This is a genomic window from Alcaligenes faecalis (assembly GCF_041521385.1).
GTDB classification, from domain to species: Bacteria; Pseudomonadota; Gammaproteobacteria; order Burkholderiales; family Burkholderiaceae_B; genus Alcaligenes; species Alcaligenes faecalis_E.
Map to the genome: position 1 here is coordinate 3,555,681 of NZ_CP168006.1, position 14,662 is coordinate 3,570,342.

At 56.9% G+C, this 14,662-nt stretch carries 12 protein-coding genes; 5 read left to right on the forward strand and 7 right to left on the reverse strand.

What is annotated here, in order from left to right; genetic code table 11:
• Positions 1-35: 35 nt before the first annotated feature.
• The 4 genes from ACDI13_RS15320 (at position 36) to ACDI13_RS15335 (ending at position 5,393) form a co-directional block, all read left to right on the forward strand.
• Positions 36-2,435, forward strand: coding sequence for a mechanosensitive ion channel domain-containing protein (locus ACDI13_RS15320; protein WP_316990675.1), 2,400 nt, complete (start codon positions 36-38; stop codon positions 2,433-2,435).
• Between the two features lie 99 nt (positions 2,436-2,534).
• Positions 2,535-3,833: an MFS transporter gene (locus ACDI13_RS15325; RefSeq protein ID WP_316990676.1), complete on the forward strand. Its 1,299-nt coding sequence runs from the start codon at positions 2,535-2,537 to the stop codon at positions 3,831-3,833.
• Positions 3,834-3,848: 15 nt separating this feature from the next.
• Entirely contained in the window at positions 3,849-4,964 is a 1,116-nt protein-coding gene (locus ACDI13_RS15330) for an aminotransferase class V-fold PLP-dependent enzyme (RefSeq protein ID WP_316990677.1), read from the forward strand.
• A gap of 12 nt (positions 4,965-4,976) precedes the next feature.
• Complete coding sequence (locus tag ACDI13_RS15335; RefSeq protein WP_316990678.1) at positions 4,977-5,393, forward strand: hypothetical protein; 417 nt, start codon at positions 4,977-4,979, stop codon at positions 5,391-5,393.
• 9 nt (positions 5,394-5,402) lie between these two features.
• On the opposite strand, the gene ACDI13_RS15340 is transcribed toward ACDI13_RS15335, so the two are convergent.
• The 5 genes from ACDI13_RS15340 to mgtE form a co-directional block, all read right to left on the reverse strand.
• Complete coding sequence (locus ACDI13_RS15340) at positions 5,403-5,933, reverse strand: XRE family transcriptional regulator (protein ID WP_316990679.1); 531 nt, start codon at positions 5,931-5,933, stop codon at positions 5,403-5,405.
• Between the two features lie 120 nt (positions 5,934-6,053).
• Positions 6,054-7,070, reverse strand: coding sequence for an HD domain-containing phosphohydrolase (locus ACDI13_RS15345; RefSeq protein ID WP_316990680.1), 1,017 nt, complete (start codon positions 7,068-7,070; stop codon positions 6,054-6,056).
• Complete coding sequence (locus ACDI13_RS15350; protein WP_316990681.1) at positions 7,063-8,988, reverse strand: ATP-binding protein; 1,926 nt, start codon at positions 8,986-8,988, stop codon at positions 7,063-7,065. The genes ACDI13_RS15345 and ACDI13_RS15350 overlap by 8 nt, the downstream gene beginning before the upstream one ends.
• Entirely contained in the window at positions 8,985-10,028 is a 1,044-nt protein-coding gene (locus ACDI13_RS15355) for an MHYT domain-containing protein (RefSeq protein WP_316990682.1), read from the reverse strand. Before ACDI13_RS15355 ends, ACDI13_RS15350 begins: the two co-directional genes overlap by 4 nt.
• A gap of 159 nt (positions 10,029-10,187) precedes the next feature.
• Positions 10,188-11,528, reverse strand: coding sequence for a magnesium transporter (gene mgtE, locus ACDI13_RS15360; protein WP_316990683.1), 1,341 nt, complete (start codon positions 11,526-11,528; stop codon positions 10,188-10,190).
• A 379-nt stretch (positions 11,529-11,907) separates the two neighbouring features.
• On the opposite strand from mgtE, the gene ACDI13_RS15365 reads away from it, so the two are divergent.
• Positions 11,908-12,669 carry a hypothetical protein gene (locus ACDI13_RS15365; RefSeq protein ID WP_316990684.1) on the forward strand — a complete coding sequence of 254 codons (762 nt, stop codon included), beginning with the start codon at positions 11,908-11,910 and terminating at the stop codon, positions 12,667-12,669.
• Positions 12,670-12,719: 50 nt separating this feature from the next.
• On the opposite strand, the gene nhaA is transcribed toward ACDI13_RS15365, so the two are convergent.
• Both nhaA and dtd read right to left on the reverse strand, forming a co-directional pair.
• Positions 12,720-14,084: a Na+/H+ antiporter NhaA gene (gene nhaA, locus ACDI13_RS15370; RefSeq protein WP_316990685.1), complete on the reverse strand. Its 1,365-nt coding sequence runs from the start codon at positions 14,082-14,084 to the stop codon at positions 12,720-12,722.
• Between the two features lie 118 nt (positions 14,085-14,202).
• Entirely contained in the window at positions 14,203-14,661 is a 459-nt protein-coding gene (dtd, locus tag ACDI13_RS15375; protein WP_316990686.1) for a D-aminoacyl-tRNA deacylase, read from the reverse strand.
• Position 14,662: the final 1 nt, after the last annotated feature.

The window sequence follows — 14,662 nt, forward strand, 5'->3', positions numbered from 1 at the left end:
AACAACAACAGGCAGGGTCCAGGGAGACAGAAACCATGAAGCCGCTACGACTAGGTGTACAGGTCTTGCTCGTGTGCCTGAGCCTGATGGGGGCCTGGGCAGGCGCACAGGCACAAGCCTTGCCCGAGGTCGAGCAAGAGCGTCAAATGATGCGCGATCTGCAGCGGACTCAGGATGAGATCCGCCTGATGCAGTACCGGTTGGACGACAATCAGATCTCGATACGGTCAGAGCGTGCTTACGAGCAAGATCAGACATTGTTGCAAGCGTTGGAGCTGTCCGGTCGGGTGGTGCAGTCCTTGGAGCGCCGTAGCCGTTTGTTGCGAGCGCGCTTGCAAGAGCTGGGCGAGGATGCAGGGGATGAGGCGGATCAAGTCACGCTTCATAACGAGCGCATGCAGTTACGACGGGCTGATGCCGCCTTGCGCGCTGATGTGCGCGTAGCGCGCCTGGTGCAGTTGGAAGCGCAGCAGACCCGCCAACTATTGCGAGAAGCGACCGAGCGTTACGAGCACGCCAAACGCTGGCAACGTACTTCCTCCCTGATCCTGCTGGAGAGCCTGCCCGACTTGGGCGAGGCCTGGCCTGCAGACCGCCAAAAACTGTCCGACTTTGCACAGCAATGGCGGCAGACGTGGAGCAACAGTAGTGGGCAGCAAAGCAACGCTTCATTGTGGATGGCGGCCGCTGTTCTGCTATTGGTACTGGCTTTGTTCCGCATGATGCCAGCGTGGGTCAGCCGTTATTTGCCTACCGGGCGTTTACGTCGTTCCAGTCTGACGATTGCCAATTTTTTCTTGTGGTTTATCGCTATCTGGGTGGTGGTGGATCAGTTGATTGAATGGGTGTTTCATCGGCCAGACCTGGCTCCAACTCAGTTTGAGTTCCTGGCGTACTTGAAAGTAGGAGCATGGGCAGCGACGGTGGCACTAGCCTGTATCAAGGGTATGGTGCTGCAGCCTCGGGCTTCCTGGCGTTTGATCCCTGTGTCCACGCAGACTCAGCGTCGACTGCGTTATTTTGCCCCCGCCTTTTTTCTGATTGTGTATGTCGACATCACAAGCAGTTTTTTGCGAGGATCAATCGCTGTTTCGGATGCGTTTCTGTCCCTGGCTGATGCGGTGAGCAGTCTGCTGTATCTGATCTTGTACGGCTATGGTTTATGGGTTCTGCGTGACGAGCTGTTCAACCGTACGGACGCCTCGGGGCAGGGGGCAGGCAGAACAGGTCGCAGTTGGGCGCGTTTGGCCTTTAAAGGCGGCGTGCTTGTGTATCTCCTGGTGTGGGGCTTGTTCGTTGGAGGCTGGCAGGGCCTGTCGGACGACTTGATGTCGCATTTCATAACCATGCCCTTGGTCCTGGGTTTGCTGGCCTACGTGGGCATGGTGTGGTTGCAGGATATGGCCGATTCCTTGCTGGTGTATTTGCGCAATCGCAGCCACGATCCGGATGCGTCGCTGATTCGCGTGCAACGTCAGTTCGTTATTGTGTTCTTTGCGATCGCCCGTATGACGGTGTTGGGTCTGGCCATCTGGATGGTCAGCGGGGATTGGCTGACTGAACCCAAACAGATGCTGGAGTCGGGGCTGGATGTCTCGCGCGAGGCCTTGCGTTTGGGGGCTGTGCAGTGGCGCCTGGACTTGTGGCTGATTGCCTTGGGCGTGATGCTGGTAGGCGCCGTATTGATCCACTTTTTGCGTGCCTGGCTGCGTCAGAATTACATGCCCAACACCACGCTGGAGCCCGGCCTGCAAAATGCCATCGTTGGCATGGTGGGCTATGTCGCTTACTTCGTCTTGCTGGTGATCTGCTTGTCCATGCTGGGCGTGCCGATTGAGTCCGTTACCTGGATTTTTACGGCTCTGACGGTGGGTCTGGGCTTCGGTTTGCGGGGTATTGTGCAGAACATTGCGTCTGGTTTGATGCTGATGGTGGAGCGCCCCGTCAAAGTGGGAGACTGGGTGGAGGTAGAAGGCAGTGAAGGCAATGTGCGTCAGATTCGTTTGAGGGCGACCTATGTGGAGCGTTTTGATCGCACCATGGTGATGGTTCCTAACGCTCAGATGATGGGGCGGCAGGTACGCAACCTGACTTACACGCCGACCTCTCTGGGGGCGATTGAGTCCCGCTTGTTGTTTCCGCTGGATGTGGACGCGGATGTGGTCATGCAGATTCTGCGCGACGCCGCGCTGTCCGAGCCGGAAATTCTGGACGAGCCAGCCCCTATCTTGACGTGTGATGGGATTTTTGGGGATGGGGTGGCGTTCAGCATCCGTTGCTTCATCAATACCATGCGAGTTCAGCGGCGGGTACGTAGCAATCTGATGCTCGATATCTTGCGCCGTTTGCGTCAACAGGGCATCAGTCTGCATCCTGCCCAACGCTGGGTTCAGGAGGCCATGGATAAAGACAGAGCCGACGAGCCAGACTTTTAGGGTTTTCCCAGTGATTGAAAGCTGGAATATTCATCCGTATAATTTGTTTAGTCACACTAAACAGAAAAAGCGCGTGACGCGCAACAGGATGGATGAGACATGAGCAAGAAACAGTCCCCTCAGGGCGAGGCACCCGTATTGCCCTGGCGTGCAGCCAGTGCTGCTGGCTTGGGCACGATGATCGAATACTACGATTTCCAGTTGTATGGCGTCTTGGCGGTCACCTTAAGCGTACTGTTCTTTCACACGGGTAATGAAAGCGCAGCCTTGCTGTCCACACTGGCTGTGTTTGGTGGCGCTTTTCTGGCCCGGCCTTTGGGTGGAATTTTCTTTGGCTGGTTTGGTGACAAGCATGGCCGTACCGCAGCCTTGATGTTCACTATTGTGGGGATCGGAGTAGCCAGTGCCTTGATGGGTATGCTGCCCACCTACGCCACCCTGGGCCTGGCGGCACCGGCCTTGCTCTTGTTGTGCCGTTTGCTGCAAGGCTTTTTCGCCGGTGGTGAAATAACCGGTGCAGCCACCTATGTGGCGGAATGTTCGCCCCCTGGCAAGCGCGGTTTCTTTGGCGCTTTCAACCCGGCTGCCGCCACCTTGGGTTTGTCCCTGGCTACCGGCGTAGCGGGGTTGGTGACGGCGCTGGTGGGCAAGGAAGCCATGCTGGAGTGGGGCTGGCGCATTCCTTTCCTGCTGTCTATTCCCTTGATCATTCTGTGTGTCTGGGCTCGTTCGCGTATCGAGGATTCGCCGCGCTTCAAGGAAATGCTCAAAAGCCATCACCCCGAGCATTCGCCTTTGTCCTTGATTGTGCGTGATTACCGCCGTCCCCTCTTGCAAGTCATTGCCATTGGTTTTGCACAGAATGCAGCAGGCTACGTGGGCGTGGTCTATCTGAGTACCCATTTGATTCACACCCTGAAATACGACGGCACGGCGGTGTTCTGGCTGATTTCCCTGGTTACCTTGTGTTCGGCTTTCATCATGCCGTTTGCTGGTGGCCTGTCTGATCGTTTCGGCCGTAAACCCTTGCTGACGATTGGTTTATTGGGCTATCTGGTACTGGTGCCGCTGACCATGTGGGTGGCTTCCTGGGGCAGTTTTCCGCTGGCGGTGATTGCGGTGGCCGTGTCCATTCTGCCGTTCATCGTGGTTCAGGCTGTGGGCTACCCCTTGTACGCGGAATTGTTCCCTACGCGAGTGCGCTATAGCGGCGTGTCGCTGGGCTTTAATATCGCCACCATTCTGGGTGGAGCGACGGCGCCGTTTGTGGCGTCCTGGCTGACGGGTTTGACCGGTTCCAGCATGGCACCTGCCTTTTACGTGATGGCGGTGGCGCTGATCGGGATTGTGGCCTTGAGTACGGTGCAGGAAACCTCTGGTCGTCAGTTGGCCGATTGATTTTCAAGGAAGTAAATGATGTCCGGATATTTTCTTTATCACTCCATTGGCATGTTCGAGGGCAAGGAAGCGGCCATGCGTGCCGAGCTGGATCAGTTCAGTCAGGTCTGGTCGGCACAGGATGATGGCCAGTGGGGCTACGCCTTGGGCCAGAAACAGGCGTTCATGGATGTCTGGGCCAGTCTGATTGGCGCGGACTCCAAGGATGTTGCACTTAGTGAAAACGTCACTGGCGGCCTTTACAGCATTCTGGGCTCCTTGCCTGCGCATGTGCTTAAAGGGCGCACCTTGCTGGTCGCTGCTGATTGCTTTCCCAGCTTACATTTCCTGTTGCAAAAGCTGGCCTTGCGGCTGGGCTTTACCTTGCGCACCGTCCCCTTAAGCGCGGGCCTGTCCTATGTGACGGACGATGATTTCATCAAGGCCTGGGATGACAGCGTGGGCGTGGCCTTGGTCACCTGGGTCAGCTCTACGTCCTCGCACCGGGTGGATGTGGATCGGATGGCGCAATGCGCGACGGAACAGGGCAGCCTGATGGCGCTGGATTTGACGCAAGCCGCCGGGCTGGTGCCGTTTACCGTTCATGAAGGCGTGGCCTTTACCTTGTCGGCCTCCTTGAAGTGGGCCTGCGGTGTGTCGGGCGCCAGCCTCTTGCATGTGCGTGCCGATTTGATCGAGCAGTGCGAGCCGGAGTTTCGCGGTTGGTTCAGCCAGGAAAATCCCTTTAACTGGAATCTGGACCAGTTCAGCTATGCCGATGGCGCACGTCGTTTTGATCACGGCACACCGGCTATTTTGGGCAGCATTGCCTCTTTGCCCGGCATGCGTTTTGTGCTGGAAACCGGCGTGGAAAAATTGCTGGAACAAAACCGGGCATTGACGGCTGTCTTGCTGGATCGTGCTGCCAAGGCCAATTGGCCGGTGTTGACGCCATTGGACGACAACGAGCGCGGCGGCAGCATCATGTTGCGTGCCAGCAGTGCCCAGCGTGCCCAGGCCATGGTTGATCGACTGCGCGAGCAGGAGCTGTATTGTGACCAGCGTGATGGCGTTTTGCGCCTGTCGCCCGGTAATGTCTGCACCGAGCAGGATGTACTGCGCTTGTGCGATACCTTGCAAGCCGGTTGGTAAGGAGAAACAGGAATGGATAGCCAAACCTGGGCGCATCAAGCCAGCCGCCGTATCGAACGACCCGCCAAAGTTGTGATGGACTATATGGCGGATCTGGATGCTCTGGGACGCTGGTCCCTGGGCTGCTTTGATACGCAAACAGTGGAGCCGGGCCTGGTCGTGGGCAGGTCCTTGTTTGATGGTGGCCAGACTCATGTCAGCGTGGAAACTCTGGCCGAGCAAGGGCTGATTCGCTACTGGGTCGGCAGCGCCACGCAACGTACTCCACGCATCAGCGCCATGGTGCAGCCGTTGGATGAAGATTCTTGCATTTTGATCATGCTGGCGACACGCGGTGCAACCATGGATGAGAATCGCTGGCTGCGTTTGCAGCGTTGCCATGAAACCGAGCTGGATCTGATCCAGGCCCAGCTACACAGCGTGGCCTAGTTCTGGCGCTTAATAGCTGGGCGGGGTGATCGCCACAATAAAACGCACATCCTGGTCGTAAGGGTTGCGATAGGCGTGGGGCAGGCTGGAGTTGAAATAACAGCTATCGCCCGTTTGCAAGCAGTGTTGATCATCCCCGACATCGACCAGTAGTTGGCCTTCGGTGACCAATACACATTCTTCGGCAGGGTGGCTCCAGCGTTGCCCGACTGAGCTTCCTCCCGGCGGTAGAAAGCCCGCCAGCATTTCGATACTGCCAAAGCCTGGCGACACCCGTTGGTACTGCACGCCCGAGGCGGATTGAATGCTCATGCGCTGGCTCTGGCGCACGACCGCCACTTGCTCCACATTGTCATCCAGCAGGGAAAACAAGGGCGTATCCAGCGCACGTGCAATTTGGCGCAGAGTGTCCAGACTGGGTTGGGTCAAACCGCGTTCCACCTGGCTGATCAGGCCGGGGGAGACTTGGGCAAGCTCGGCCAGCTTGCGCAAAGACAGTTTTTTATGAAGTCGGACTTGGCGAATACGCAAAGCGGCCATGTAGGATCGGGCAGTAAGTGGGAAAGCTCTTATTGTAAGACAAGCCTGCCGGGCTGAGGGGGGGGCGGGCAAGCCTGGTCGTCGGGGTGTGAATGATGGGGGCGAGGCTGCTGTGTTGGGCTAGGTCGTTGCCAGCGGATGTACATCATCCGCCCATTTTTCCTTGATATGCAGCATTTCGGGTAGGCATTTGTCCAGCAAGGCAACCAGTTGCGGATCAAAGTGCAGGCCTGATTGCTCGCGCAGATAGCTGATGCAGCGTTCCACACTCCAGGCTTTTTTGTAGGGCCGGTCGCTGGCAAGGGCGTCAAAGACATCGGCCACCGCCACAATGCGGGCAGGCAGGGGAATATTCTCACCTTTCAAACCATAGGGATACCCGCTGCCGTCCCATTTCTCGTGATGATACAGCGCGATGGTGCGTGCCAGTTTTAGCAGGCCGTGGGCGTGCTGACCAATAATGCGTGCACCAATCAAGGTGTGTGTACGCATGATTTCCCATTCTTCAGCAGATAACTTGCCTGGCTTTTGCAGGATGTAGTCAGGAATACCGATCTTGCCAATATCGTGCATGGGGGCCGCATGCAGCAATTCGTCGGCCGCTTCCCTGGAGTAGCCCAGCCAGTGGGCCAGAATGCGCGTGTAGTGGCTCATGCGGATAACGTGCCGTCCAACCTCGTTGTCCTTGTACTCGGCAGCGGTGCCCAGGCATCGAATAATCTGCAGGCGGCTGTCGCGCAGTTCCTGTATTTGCACCAAAGACAGGTGATTGCGTATGCGCGCTTTCAGGATCGCAGGGTTAAAGGGTTTGGAGATGTAATCTACTGCTCCCATGCCCAGGCCCATTTGCTCGTCGTTCGGTTGCGAGAGTGCGGTCACAAAAATGATGGGGATGTGGCGGGTGTTCAGGTCCGCCTTTAAGGTTCGACAGACCTCATAGCCCGACATTTGCGGCATCATGATGTCCAGCAAGATCAGGTCGGGTAGATCCCGCTGCGCCAGCTCTAGTGCCTTGAGGCCATCTTTGGCAAAGAGCAAACGGAAATCCTGTTGTAGGGTATGGCGCAGAATCTGCAGGTTGGCCGGCTCGTCATCGACCAGTAAGAGGGTAGGGCGCGGCGTGGTGAATTCAGTCATGGCGTGGCGTATCTTCGGCCAAGCTGGCATCCAGGTCTTTGATTAGCGCAGACAGGATGAGGCTGGCCTGAACGAAGTCAAATACGTCAATAGTGTTATTGAGATTATTGAGGATATCGGTTTGCCCTGTGCTTTCCAGATACTGGCAAATCACCTGTAAGGAAGGCTCATCGAGCTCATTGAGCAAGACGTTTTGATGCAGGGTATGAAGATGGCTCAAGACAAGATCGGAGGGAGGAACCACGACGTGTTGTGAGTCTGAGGAGGGCGCCGGGGCACCATCCTGGCTTAATTCGTGGGCGATGCGACTGAACATTTCCTGCAACTGCTCGATACGGCCACGCATCTGGCGAGTCTGGCCATGACGGATTTTTTCTTCCAGTTCGGCGCTGAGCGCACAGACCTGTGGCAAGCCCAGATTGCCGGAGGTGCCACGAATGCCGTGCAAGCTGCCCAGCACTATTTCCCAGTTCGGCAAGGCTTGCTGGATTTCATCGAGCGGGTAGCGGGTCTGCAAGTCTGACAGGAAGCTGAGCAGGGCGCGGCGCAGACGTACGGGCGAGCCCCACAGGCTTATGCCCGTTTCCCAATCGATCAGACTGCTTTTTTGTGGTTCGGCGCGATGCTCTTTGGGGACGGCGGGGGTTAAGCCCATGACCAGGGCAATTTCCTGCAGCAAGGCCGGCAGGTTCAGCGGTTTGGTGGCAAAGCCGCTCATGCCGGCCTCCTGGGTGGCGCGGCGATCGCACTCCATGACGCTGGCAGTCAGCGCAATCAACGGCAAGGGCAGGCGTGCTTCACGGCGTTCCTGCTCACGCCAGCGGCGGGCAGTTTCCAGGCCGTCCAGCTCGGGCATATGCACATCGAGCAAAGCCACATCAAAGTCCTCTTGGGAGAGTAGTTCCAGAACCTTGTAGCCATTGTCGGCCGTCACAACGGAGTGTCCGTGTTGCTCCAGGGCCAGGGTCAACAGCTCCTGATTCAGGCTGACGTCATCGGCCACGAGGATACGCAGGGCAGGTAGCGTTGGCAGGTGATCATCGTCCTGGCTCTTGTTGGGCTCTTGACCGGGCTCCAGTGGAATGCGGACCTCGAATACACTGCCCACGCCCAAGGTACTTTGAACTTCCAGTGTGCCGCCCATCAGGTCGACCAACTGGCGGGCAATGGACACGCCCAGGCCTGTACCACCAAAGCGGCGGCTGATGGACACATCGGCCTGAGTAAAGGGCGTAAAGACATCACGCAGTTGATCGGGAGTCATGCCGATACCCGTATCGGTGACGCGGATGCGAACAGCATTGCGCCCAGGTTCAGGGCTCACATCGACGTGTACTGCGCCGCTTTGCGTGAATTTGATGGCATTGCCAATCAGGTTGTTCAGTACTTGCTGAAGACGTAAGGGGTCTCCTTTGTAAAAGAGGTGCAGTTCGGGGGCATAACGCAGACGGAACTCCAGGTTCTTGGCATCTGCGGCCAAACGCAGCGAGGCCTCAATTTGCTTGCATAGCTCAAGCAGGGAAAAGTCGACCTGCTCCAGTTCGACCGAGCCACGCTCCAGCTTGGTCGTGTCCAAGATATCGTTGAGCAAGGCCAGCAACGAGTGAGCGGACTGATTGATGATGCCCAGGTGCTTGTTCTGTTGCGCATTGAGCTGATCGTTCAGCATCAAGTCACTAAAACCAATAATCGCGTTCAATGGGGTGCGGATTTCGTGGCTCATATTGGCCAGAAAGGCACTCTTGGCCTGGGCGGCCTGCTCGGCTTTTTCGGCGCTTTGACGCAAGGATTCGGTCAGCGCATTGTAGTGGCTCATATCCGTGATAAAGCCGACAAACAGCGGCTCGCCGGGTTGACGCACTTTACCGACGGCCAGGCGCATCGGCATCAAGCTGCCATCTTTACGCAGTCCGGTCACACGCGACCGACACCAATGATTTTTGGGTCATTGGTGCGCAAATAATTGGACAGATAGCTGTCATGGCGCGAGCGGTCCGGCTCGGGCATCAGCATGTTCACATTGCGACCGAGCACTTCTCCGGCTTTCCATCCAAACAGGCGTTCTGCCGAATGGTTGAAGTCCAGAATGGTTCCGTGGCTGTTGATTGTGATGATGCCGTCAATCGCCGTATCCACAATGGCGCGGTTGTGTGATTCGCTTTCTTCCATCTTCAAAAATAGCTGGCGATAGCGCAGCAGACCATTGGCCGCGGTCACCAGTACGGTCACGGTAATGGTGAAGGTGGAGAGCACCATGGACGCAAAGGTGCTGTTGAAGATGATCATGTCATCGGGTGGCGTGGTCTGGCCAATGAAACGGGCAGCGGCCATGCCGGTATAGTGCATGCCGGAGATGGCCAAGCCCAGCACAATGCCACTGATCACCACGCGTTGCAGTAAGGTCAGGCGGGTGCGATGCAGGCGAAAGCGTATCCATAAGGCCACGGTTGCCAGTACCACCGCCAGCACGATCGACAAGAAGAAGGTGACAGGTTCATAGCGCAGCATGGGCGCCATACGCATGGCAGCCATGCCGCTGTAGTGCATGGCGCCAATGCCCAGGCCCACCAACACGCCGCCCATAATCAGGTGAGAACGTTGAACACGGGCTTGTGAAAGGATTTGCAAGGCCACCCAGGAGGCTCCCACGCTGGGCAGAACCGAGAGCATGGTGATGGCCGGGTCGTAATGCACGCTGGTGCATAGCTCAAAGGCCAGCATGCCAATAAAGTGCATGGTCCAGATGCCGCCACCCAAGGCAATGGCACCGGTGCAAATAGCGATCTGGCGATGCCGCCTCAAATCAGCCATACGGGCGATATGGGCCGTTTGCAAGGCCATGCCCGAGGAGAAGATGGCAACCAGTAGCGACAGGATGACCAGACCCGTGTTATAGCTGCCAACCAAAAAGGGGGCCATTTGGTCTGCACTGATGAAGAACTGGTCGAGTATCCACATAGGTGCTTATGTCCGAAGCGGCCCACGGGGCCAAGTTAGACGAAATGTGTCAGGCTTCCCCCCTTTCCAGAGGGAATGTAACGTTGAAATCCAGATAGGTTACCGAGTTTGTCTCTTACTGTGCATTTTTTTGTATGGATTCAATAAAAAATTTCATGGCTAGAGCAATGTTCCTGTCAGCAGCAGTGCGGCCACAGAAAAATAAATGACCAAACCGAGCACATCCACCAAGGTGGCCACCAAGGGCGCCGAGGCACTGGCCGGGTCAAATCCGACGCGCTGCAAGATGAAGGGCAGCATGGAGCCGATGCAAGAACCGAACGTCACAATGCCAACCAGGGCCAGCCAGATGGTCAAGGCAATCAGCAAGGAGTGCTCGCCATAATCGTATAGGCCCAGGTGCTGCCAGACTTCAATGCGGATAAAGCCGATCGCCCCGAGCATCGTGCCTAGCACCAAGCCTACGGGCAACTCGCGCAACAGCACACGCCACCAGTCTCGCACCTGGACTTCACCCAGGGCCAGGCCGCGAATCAGCAGGGAGGTGGCTTGCGAGCCGGAGTTACCACCAGAGCTCATGATCAAGGGAATAAACATGGCCAGCACCACGGCTTTTTCTAGCTGTATTTCGTAGTACTGCATGGCACTGGCGGTCAGCATTTCACCCAGGAATAGAATGGCCAGCCAGCCCCCCCGTTTACGGATCATGGTGCTAAAGCCCGCTTGCAAGTAAGGTTTGCCAATATGTTCGGCACCCCCAAAGCGGTTCATGTCTTCGGCGGCCTCGTCCATCAGGGCGTCAATCACGTCATCCACCGTCACGATACCGATGATGGCATTGGCGTCGTCCACCACCGGGATGGCCAGAAAGTCATGGCGACGTATCAGTTGGGCAACGGCTTCCTTATCGGTCAGTGCCTGAACGGCGATAGGGCTGTCGCCACTCCACAGTTCGGTCAAGGCGGCTTGCGGGTCGGCGCACACCAGTTTGCGCAAGGGCACCACAAACTGCAACTGCTGCTTATCGTTAACGACATAGATGGCGTAGACCGTCTCGCGGGTGCTTTCCACCTCGCGGATATGTTGCAAGGTCTGGGCGACGTTCCAGCTCATGGGCACTTGCAGAAACTCGGTGGTCATGATGCCGCCGGCGGTATCGGCCGGGTAGTGCATCAGCCGCATGATGGAGGTGCGGGTAGCTTGGGTCAGGCGGCCCAGAATCTGCTCTTGGTCCTCGTGGTCCAGATCTTGCAGCAGGTCGGCCATGCGGTCTTCGGCCAGCGTTTCCAGCACCGGCAGGCGCTCGGGGCTGCTCAGTTCCATCACAATGGCGCTGGCCCAACGCAGTTCCGGTATCTCCAGCAAAGCTTGTAGCCGTTCGTTATCCAGTTCTTGGGCGGCCAATAGGGCCGGGCGCTGCTCCAGTTGGTTCAGCGCCAGAGCAATGTCGGCAACAGGGGTTTGAGGGCCGAGTAAATCAATAGGTGGATGCTGGGACATGCAATACTCCAGTGGGCGCGCAAGTACAGGAAATGAACTGGCGTGAGCAAGGTCAGACTACGGTTTTTTTGAAGGGGAAGGCTGCTAGGGGAGCTTACGTATGTCTGTGAATCGATCCATGATTTACCCATAGAACTGCTCAGTGCAATACCAGGCTGAGCATCAGCGTGATGAAGAATAACGCCATCGTAGGGAGGTCTGTGCGGGAAGTCAAAGCGATTGCCATGATGCACAAACCAATGATGTGTGTTGTTCAGGTGGGGCTTGCGCCCTGGTAGCGAACTTGAGATGGTTCAGAGGGTGCTATAGTGCCCGCTTTGCCGCATAACGGCGACTCGACCCAGGCGGGTCCAGGTCCACTACACGATCAGGAACAACCATGAGCAATGCGATTAATTTTGACAAAGGCAACTACCGCTTCATTCCGAGCGGAGTGAACCGCTTTTCGGGCGGGGTGGCCGCTCAGCCCGGTTATGAGATCTGCCGGGTCGTGTTTTCTGCTCCCGTGCCATTGAAAGAAGGCTTTGACTTGGTTCAGGCTGTACTGGAGGCGGAAGAGCGTCCCTTGACCGCTTTGTGCGCTTGCGAGCTGCGCTCCCCCGAGCCGGTCAGCGATAGCGACTTCAATCAATTCAATGAGCTGTATCTGGAGACGCTGAAAGAATGGGGTCTGGTCAAAGGCAAACACAATCCGGTCGCGCGCAGCAATGTGTCGCCTTTGGTCGGCGCGCCTGCCGAGCCTAGCTTTTACGCTTTCAGCTACACGGTGGAAACCGATATTGAAGAAGCCACCTTTGTGATTGCAGGTAGTTGCGAGGTTCCCGAACTGCCTGATGATGATATAGAGAGCATTGTGGCTTATCGGGATGTATCGCCTGAGGGCCTACTCAAGAAAGCCCAATGGGTTTTGGATGAAATGGAGCGTCGTCTGGAGGTGCTGGGTCATGAGTGGGCCGATACCACGGCAACTCATGCTTATACCGTGCACAATCTGCACCCCTTTATGGCCAGTGAGTTGGCCAGACGCGGGGCGATCAGCCATGGTCTGGGCTGGCATCTGGCTCGCCCTCCCGTTAAGGAGCTGGAGTATGAAATGGATTGCCGCCGTATCCTGAACGAACGTGTGCTGACGATTGATTAATTGATGTACCCCTGAAAAAACAGGCCCACGCTAATGTGGGCCTGTTTTTTTTATGCTCGGCTATATGCCGCTTCAGATGCTGCATGTTGATAACGACGGCGCACGATCAGGCCCCATACCAATCCCAGCACGGCCGAGGCCAGGGAACCGCAGAGCACGCCCAGTTTGGCCGCATCGAGCAACACAGGTTCGGCAAAGGCCAGGTTGGCGACGAAGATGGACATGGTAAAGCCAATACCAGCCAGCAAACCGATCAAGGCGACACCGGACCAATTCATGCCTGCCGGCAGGGCGCACAGACCCAGGCGCACCGGTAGCCAGGTACCTAGCAAGACGCCCAAGGGTTTGCCCACAATCAGGGCAATGGCTACGCCAAGCAGCGCACTTTGTGCTCCGGCTGCATTCAGGTCCAGACCGTTCAGGCTGACCCCGGCATTGGCTAACGCAAACACAGGCATGATGATGAAGGCTACCCAAGGGTGCAGTAGTGCGGGAATGCGCTGGACCGGGGGCAGGATTTCACGCTGGGCTATCTGCATTCTCTGCAAGGTATACATGACTTCATGGGTATCGTGCTGGCTTTCCAGCTTGGTTGCCAGCTCCAGATTCAAGTGACGAGCCTTGCGTGGCAGAGGCAGGGCACGTACCGGGCTCATCATGCCCAGAACGACACCGGCCAAGGTTGGATGAGCGCCGGTTTTCAACAGGCCAAACCATAGAATCGCACCGGGAACGACATAGGCCCAGGCCGAACCGATACCCATCTTCTGCAGGCCCAGAACAGCCACAATGCCAACACCTGCAATCAGGAAGGCGCTGTAGTCCAGGCCACCCGAGTAGAAGAAGGCAATGATCAGGATGGCGACCAGGTCATCAATAATGGCCAGCGCCAGCAAAAACACCCGCAGGCTGGGAGGCAGGGAGCGGCCCAGCAATGCCAGTACGCCGACGGCAAAGGCAATGTCGGTGGCGGTGGGAATGGCCCAGCCCGTCAGGACGTTCGGGTCAGGGTTCATGGCCACATAGATCAGCGCGGGCAGGATAATGGCGGACAGGGCGGCACAGATAGGCAACAGGGCCGAGCGCCAGTCAGACAGGGCGCCATCATGGATCTCGCGGCGAATCTCCATCCCGACAACCAGGAAAAACAGGGTCATCAAAATATCGTTGACCCAAAAATGCAGATCTTGCGAGAAGCGCCAAGAGCCCAGCTCCAAGGTGACTTGGGTATGCCAGAGAGCCGAATAGCTCTCAGAAAATGAGGAGTTCGCCCAGATCAGGGCCACGGCGGCAGCCAGCAACAAAACGACCCCGCCAAGGGCCTCGATATGCAAAAGACGCTGCAATTGAGCTTGAAGCTGGCGGGTCAAAACATGGGCACGCGGTATGGGTGCACCGGGGGTGGGGTGGGACATGGTCGGCAAATCTCCACAAGGCGGCCCGACCTTGCGTATATATTTAACCTGCCCTGCTGCACCATGCCAGCAAAACACCCTGCGCAATTATAGGGAGGGAGGTTCTTTAAGGCAAACGTCAGCTTGGGGTGATATCTGGAGCGATATGCAGGGGAATAGTGACCGGGCCATCGTTGGTCAGACTGAGCTGCATATCGGCGCCAAATACGCCGCACTGTGTATCGGGAAGGCAGTTGCGGGCCATGGATACCAGTTCATCAAACAAGGGTTGGCTCAGAGCAGGGGGCGCTGCGCGGCTGAAACCGGGGCGATTCCCCTTACGGGTGTCTGCCGCCAAGGTAAATTGGCTGACCAGCAAAAGCTGACCACCCGCTTGCAGCAGGTTCAGATTCATCTTGCCTTGCTCGTCCGAGAAAATGCGCAGGGCTAACAGCTTATCCAGCAAACGCCTGGCTTGCTCAGTCGTATCACCGTGTTCGGCGCAGACCAGAACGGCCATGCCAGTTCCAATTTTTGCAACGGTTTGGTTTTCAATATCGACCTGGGCCTGACGTACCCGTTGAATCAAGGCAATCATA

What these genes read in the sequence shown, in the direction of transcription:
- nhaA (WP_316990685.1), bottom strand. Translation starts at nt 14,084, where the DNA reads ATGTCCCACCCCACCCCCGGTGCACCCATACCGCGTGCCCATGTTTTG.
- ACDI13_RS15335 (WP_316990678.1), top strand. Translation starts at nt 4,977, where the DNA reads ATGGATAGCCAAACCTGGGCGCATCAAGCCAGCCGCCGTATCGAACGA.
- mgtE (WP_316990683.1), bottom strand. Translation starts at nt 11,528, where the DNA reads ATGTCCCAGCATCCACCTATTGATTTACTCGGCCCTCAAACCCCTGTT.
- ACDI13_RS15340 (WP_316990679.1), bottom strand. Translation starts at nt 5,933, where the DNA reads ATGGCCGCTTTGCGTATTCGCCAAGTCCGACTTCATAAAAAACTGTCT.
- ACDI13_RS15320 (WP_316990675.1), top strand. Translation starts at nt 36, where the DNA reads ATGAAGCCGCTACGACTAGGTGTACAGGTCTTGCTCGTGTGCCTGAGC.
- ACDI13_RS15365 (WP_316990684.1), top strand. Translation starts at nt 11,908, where the DNA reads ATGAGCAATGCGATTAATTTTGACAAAGGCAACTACCGCTTCATTCCG.
- ACDI13_RS15345 (WP_316990680.1), bottom strand. Translation starts at nt 7,070, where the DNA reads ATGACTGAATTCACCACGCCGCGCCCTACCCTCTTACTGGTCGATGAC.
- ACDI13_RS15325 (WP_316990676.1), top strand. Translation starts at nt 2,535, where the DNA reads ATGAGCAAGAAACAGTCCCCTCAGGGCGAGGCACCCGTATTGCCCTGG.
- dtd (WP_316990686.1), bottom strand. Translation starts at nt 14,661, where the DNA reads ATGATTGCCTTGATTCAACGGGTACGTCAGGCCCAGGTCGATATTGAA.
- ACDI13_RS15355 (WP_316990682.1), bottom strand. Translation starts at nt 10,028, where the DNA reads ATGTGGATACTCGACCAGTTCTTCATCAGTGCAGACCAAATGGCCCCC.
- ACDI13_RS15330 (WP_316990677.1), top strand. Translation starts at nt 3,849, where the DNA reads ATGATGTCCGGATATTTTCTTTATCACTCCATTGGCATGTTCGAGGGC.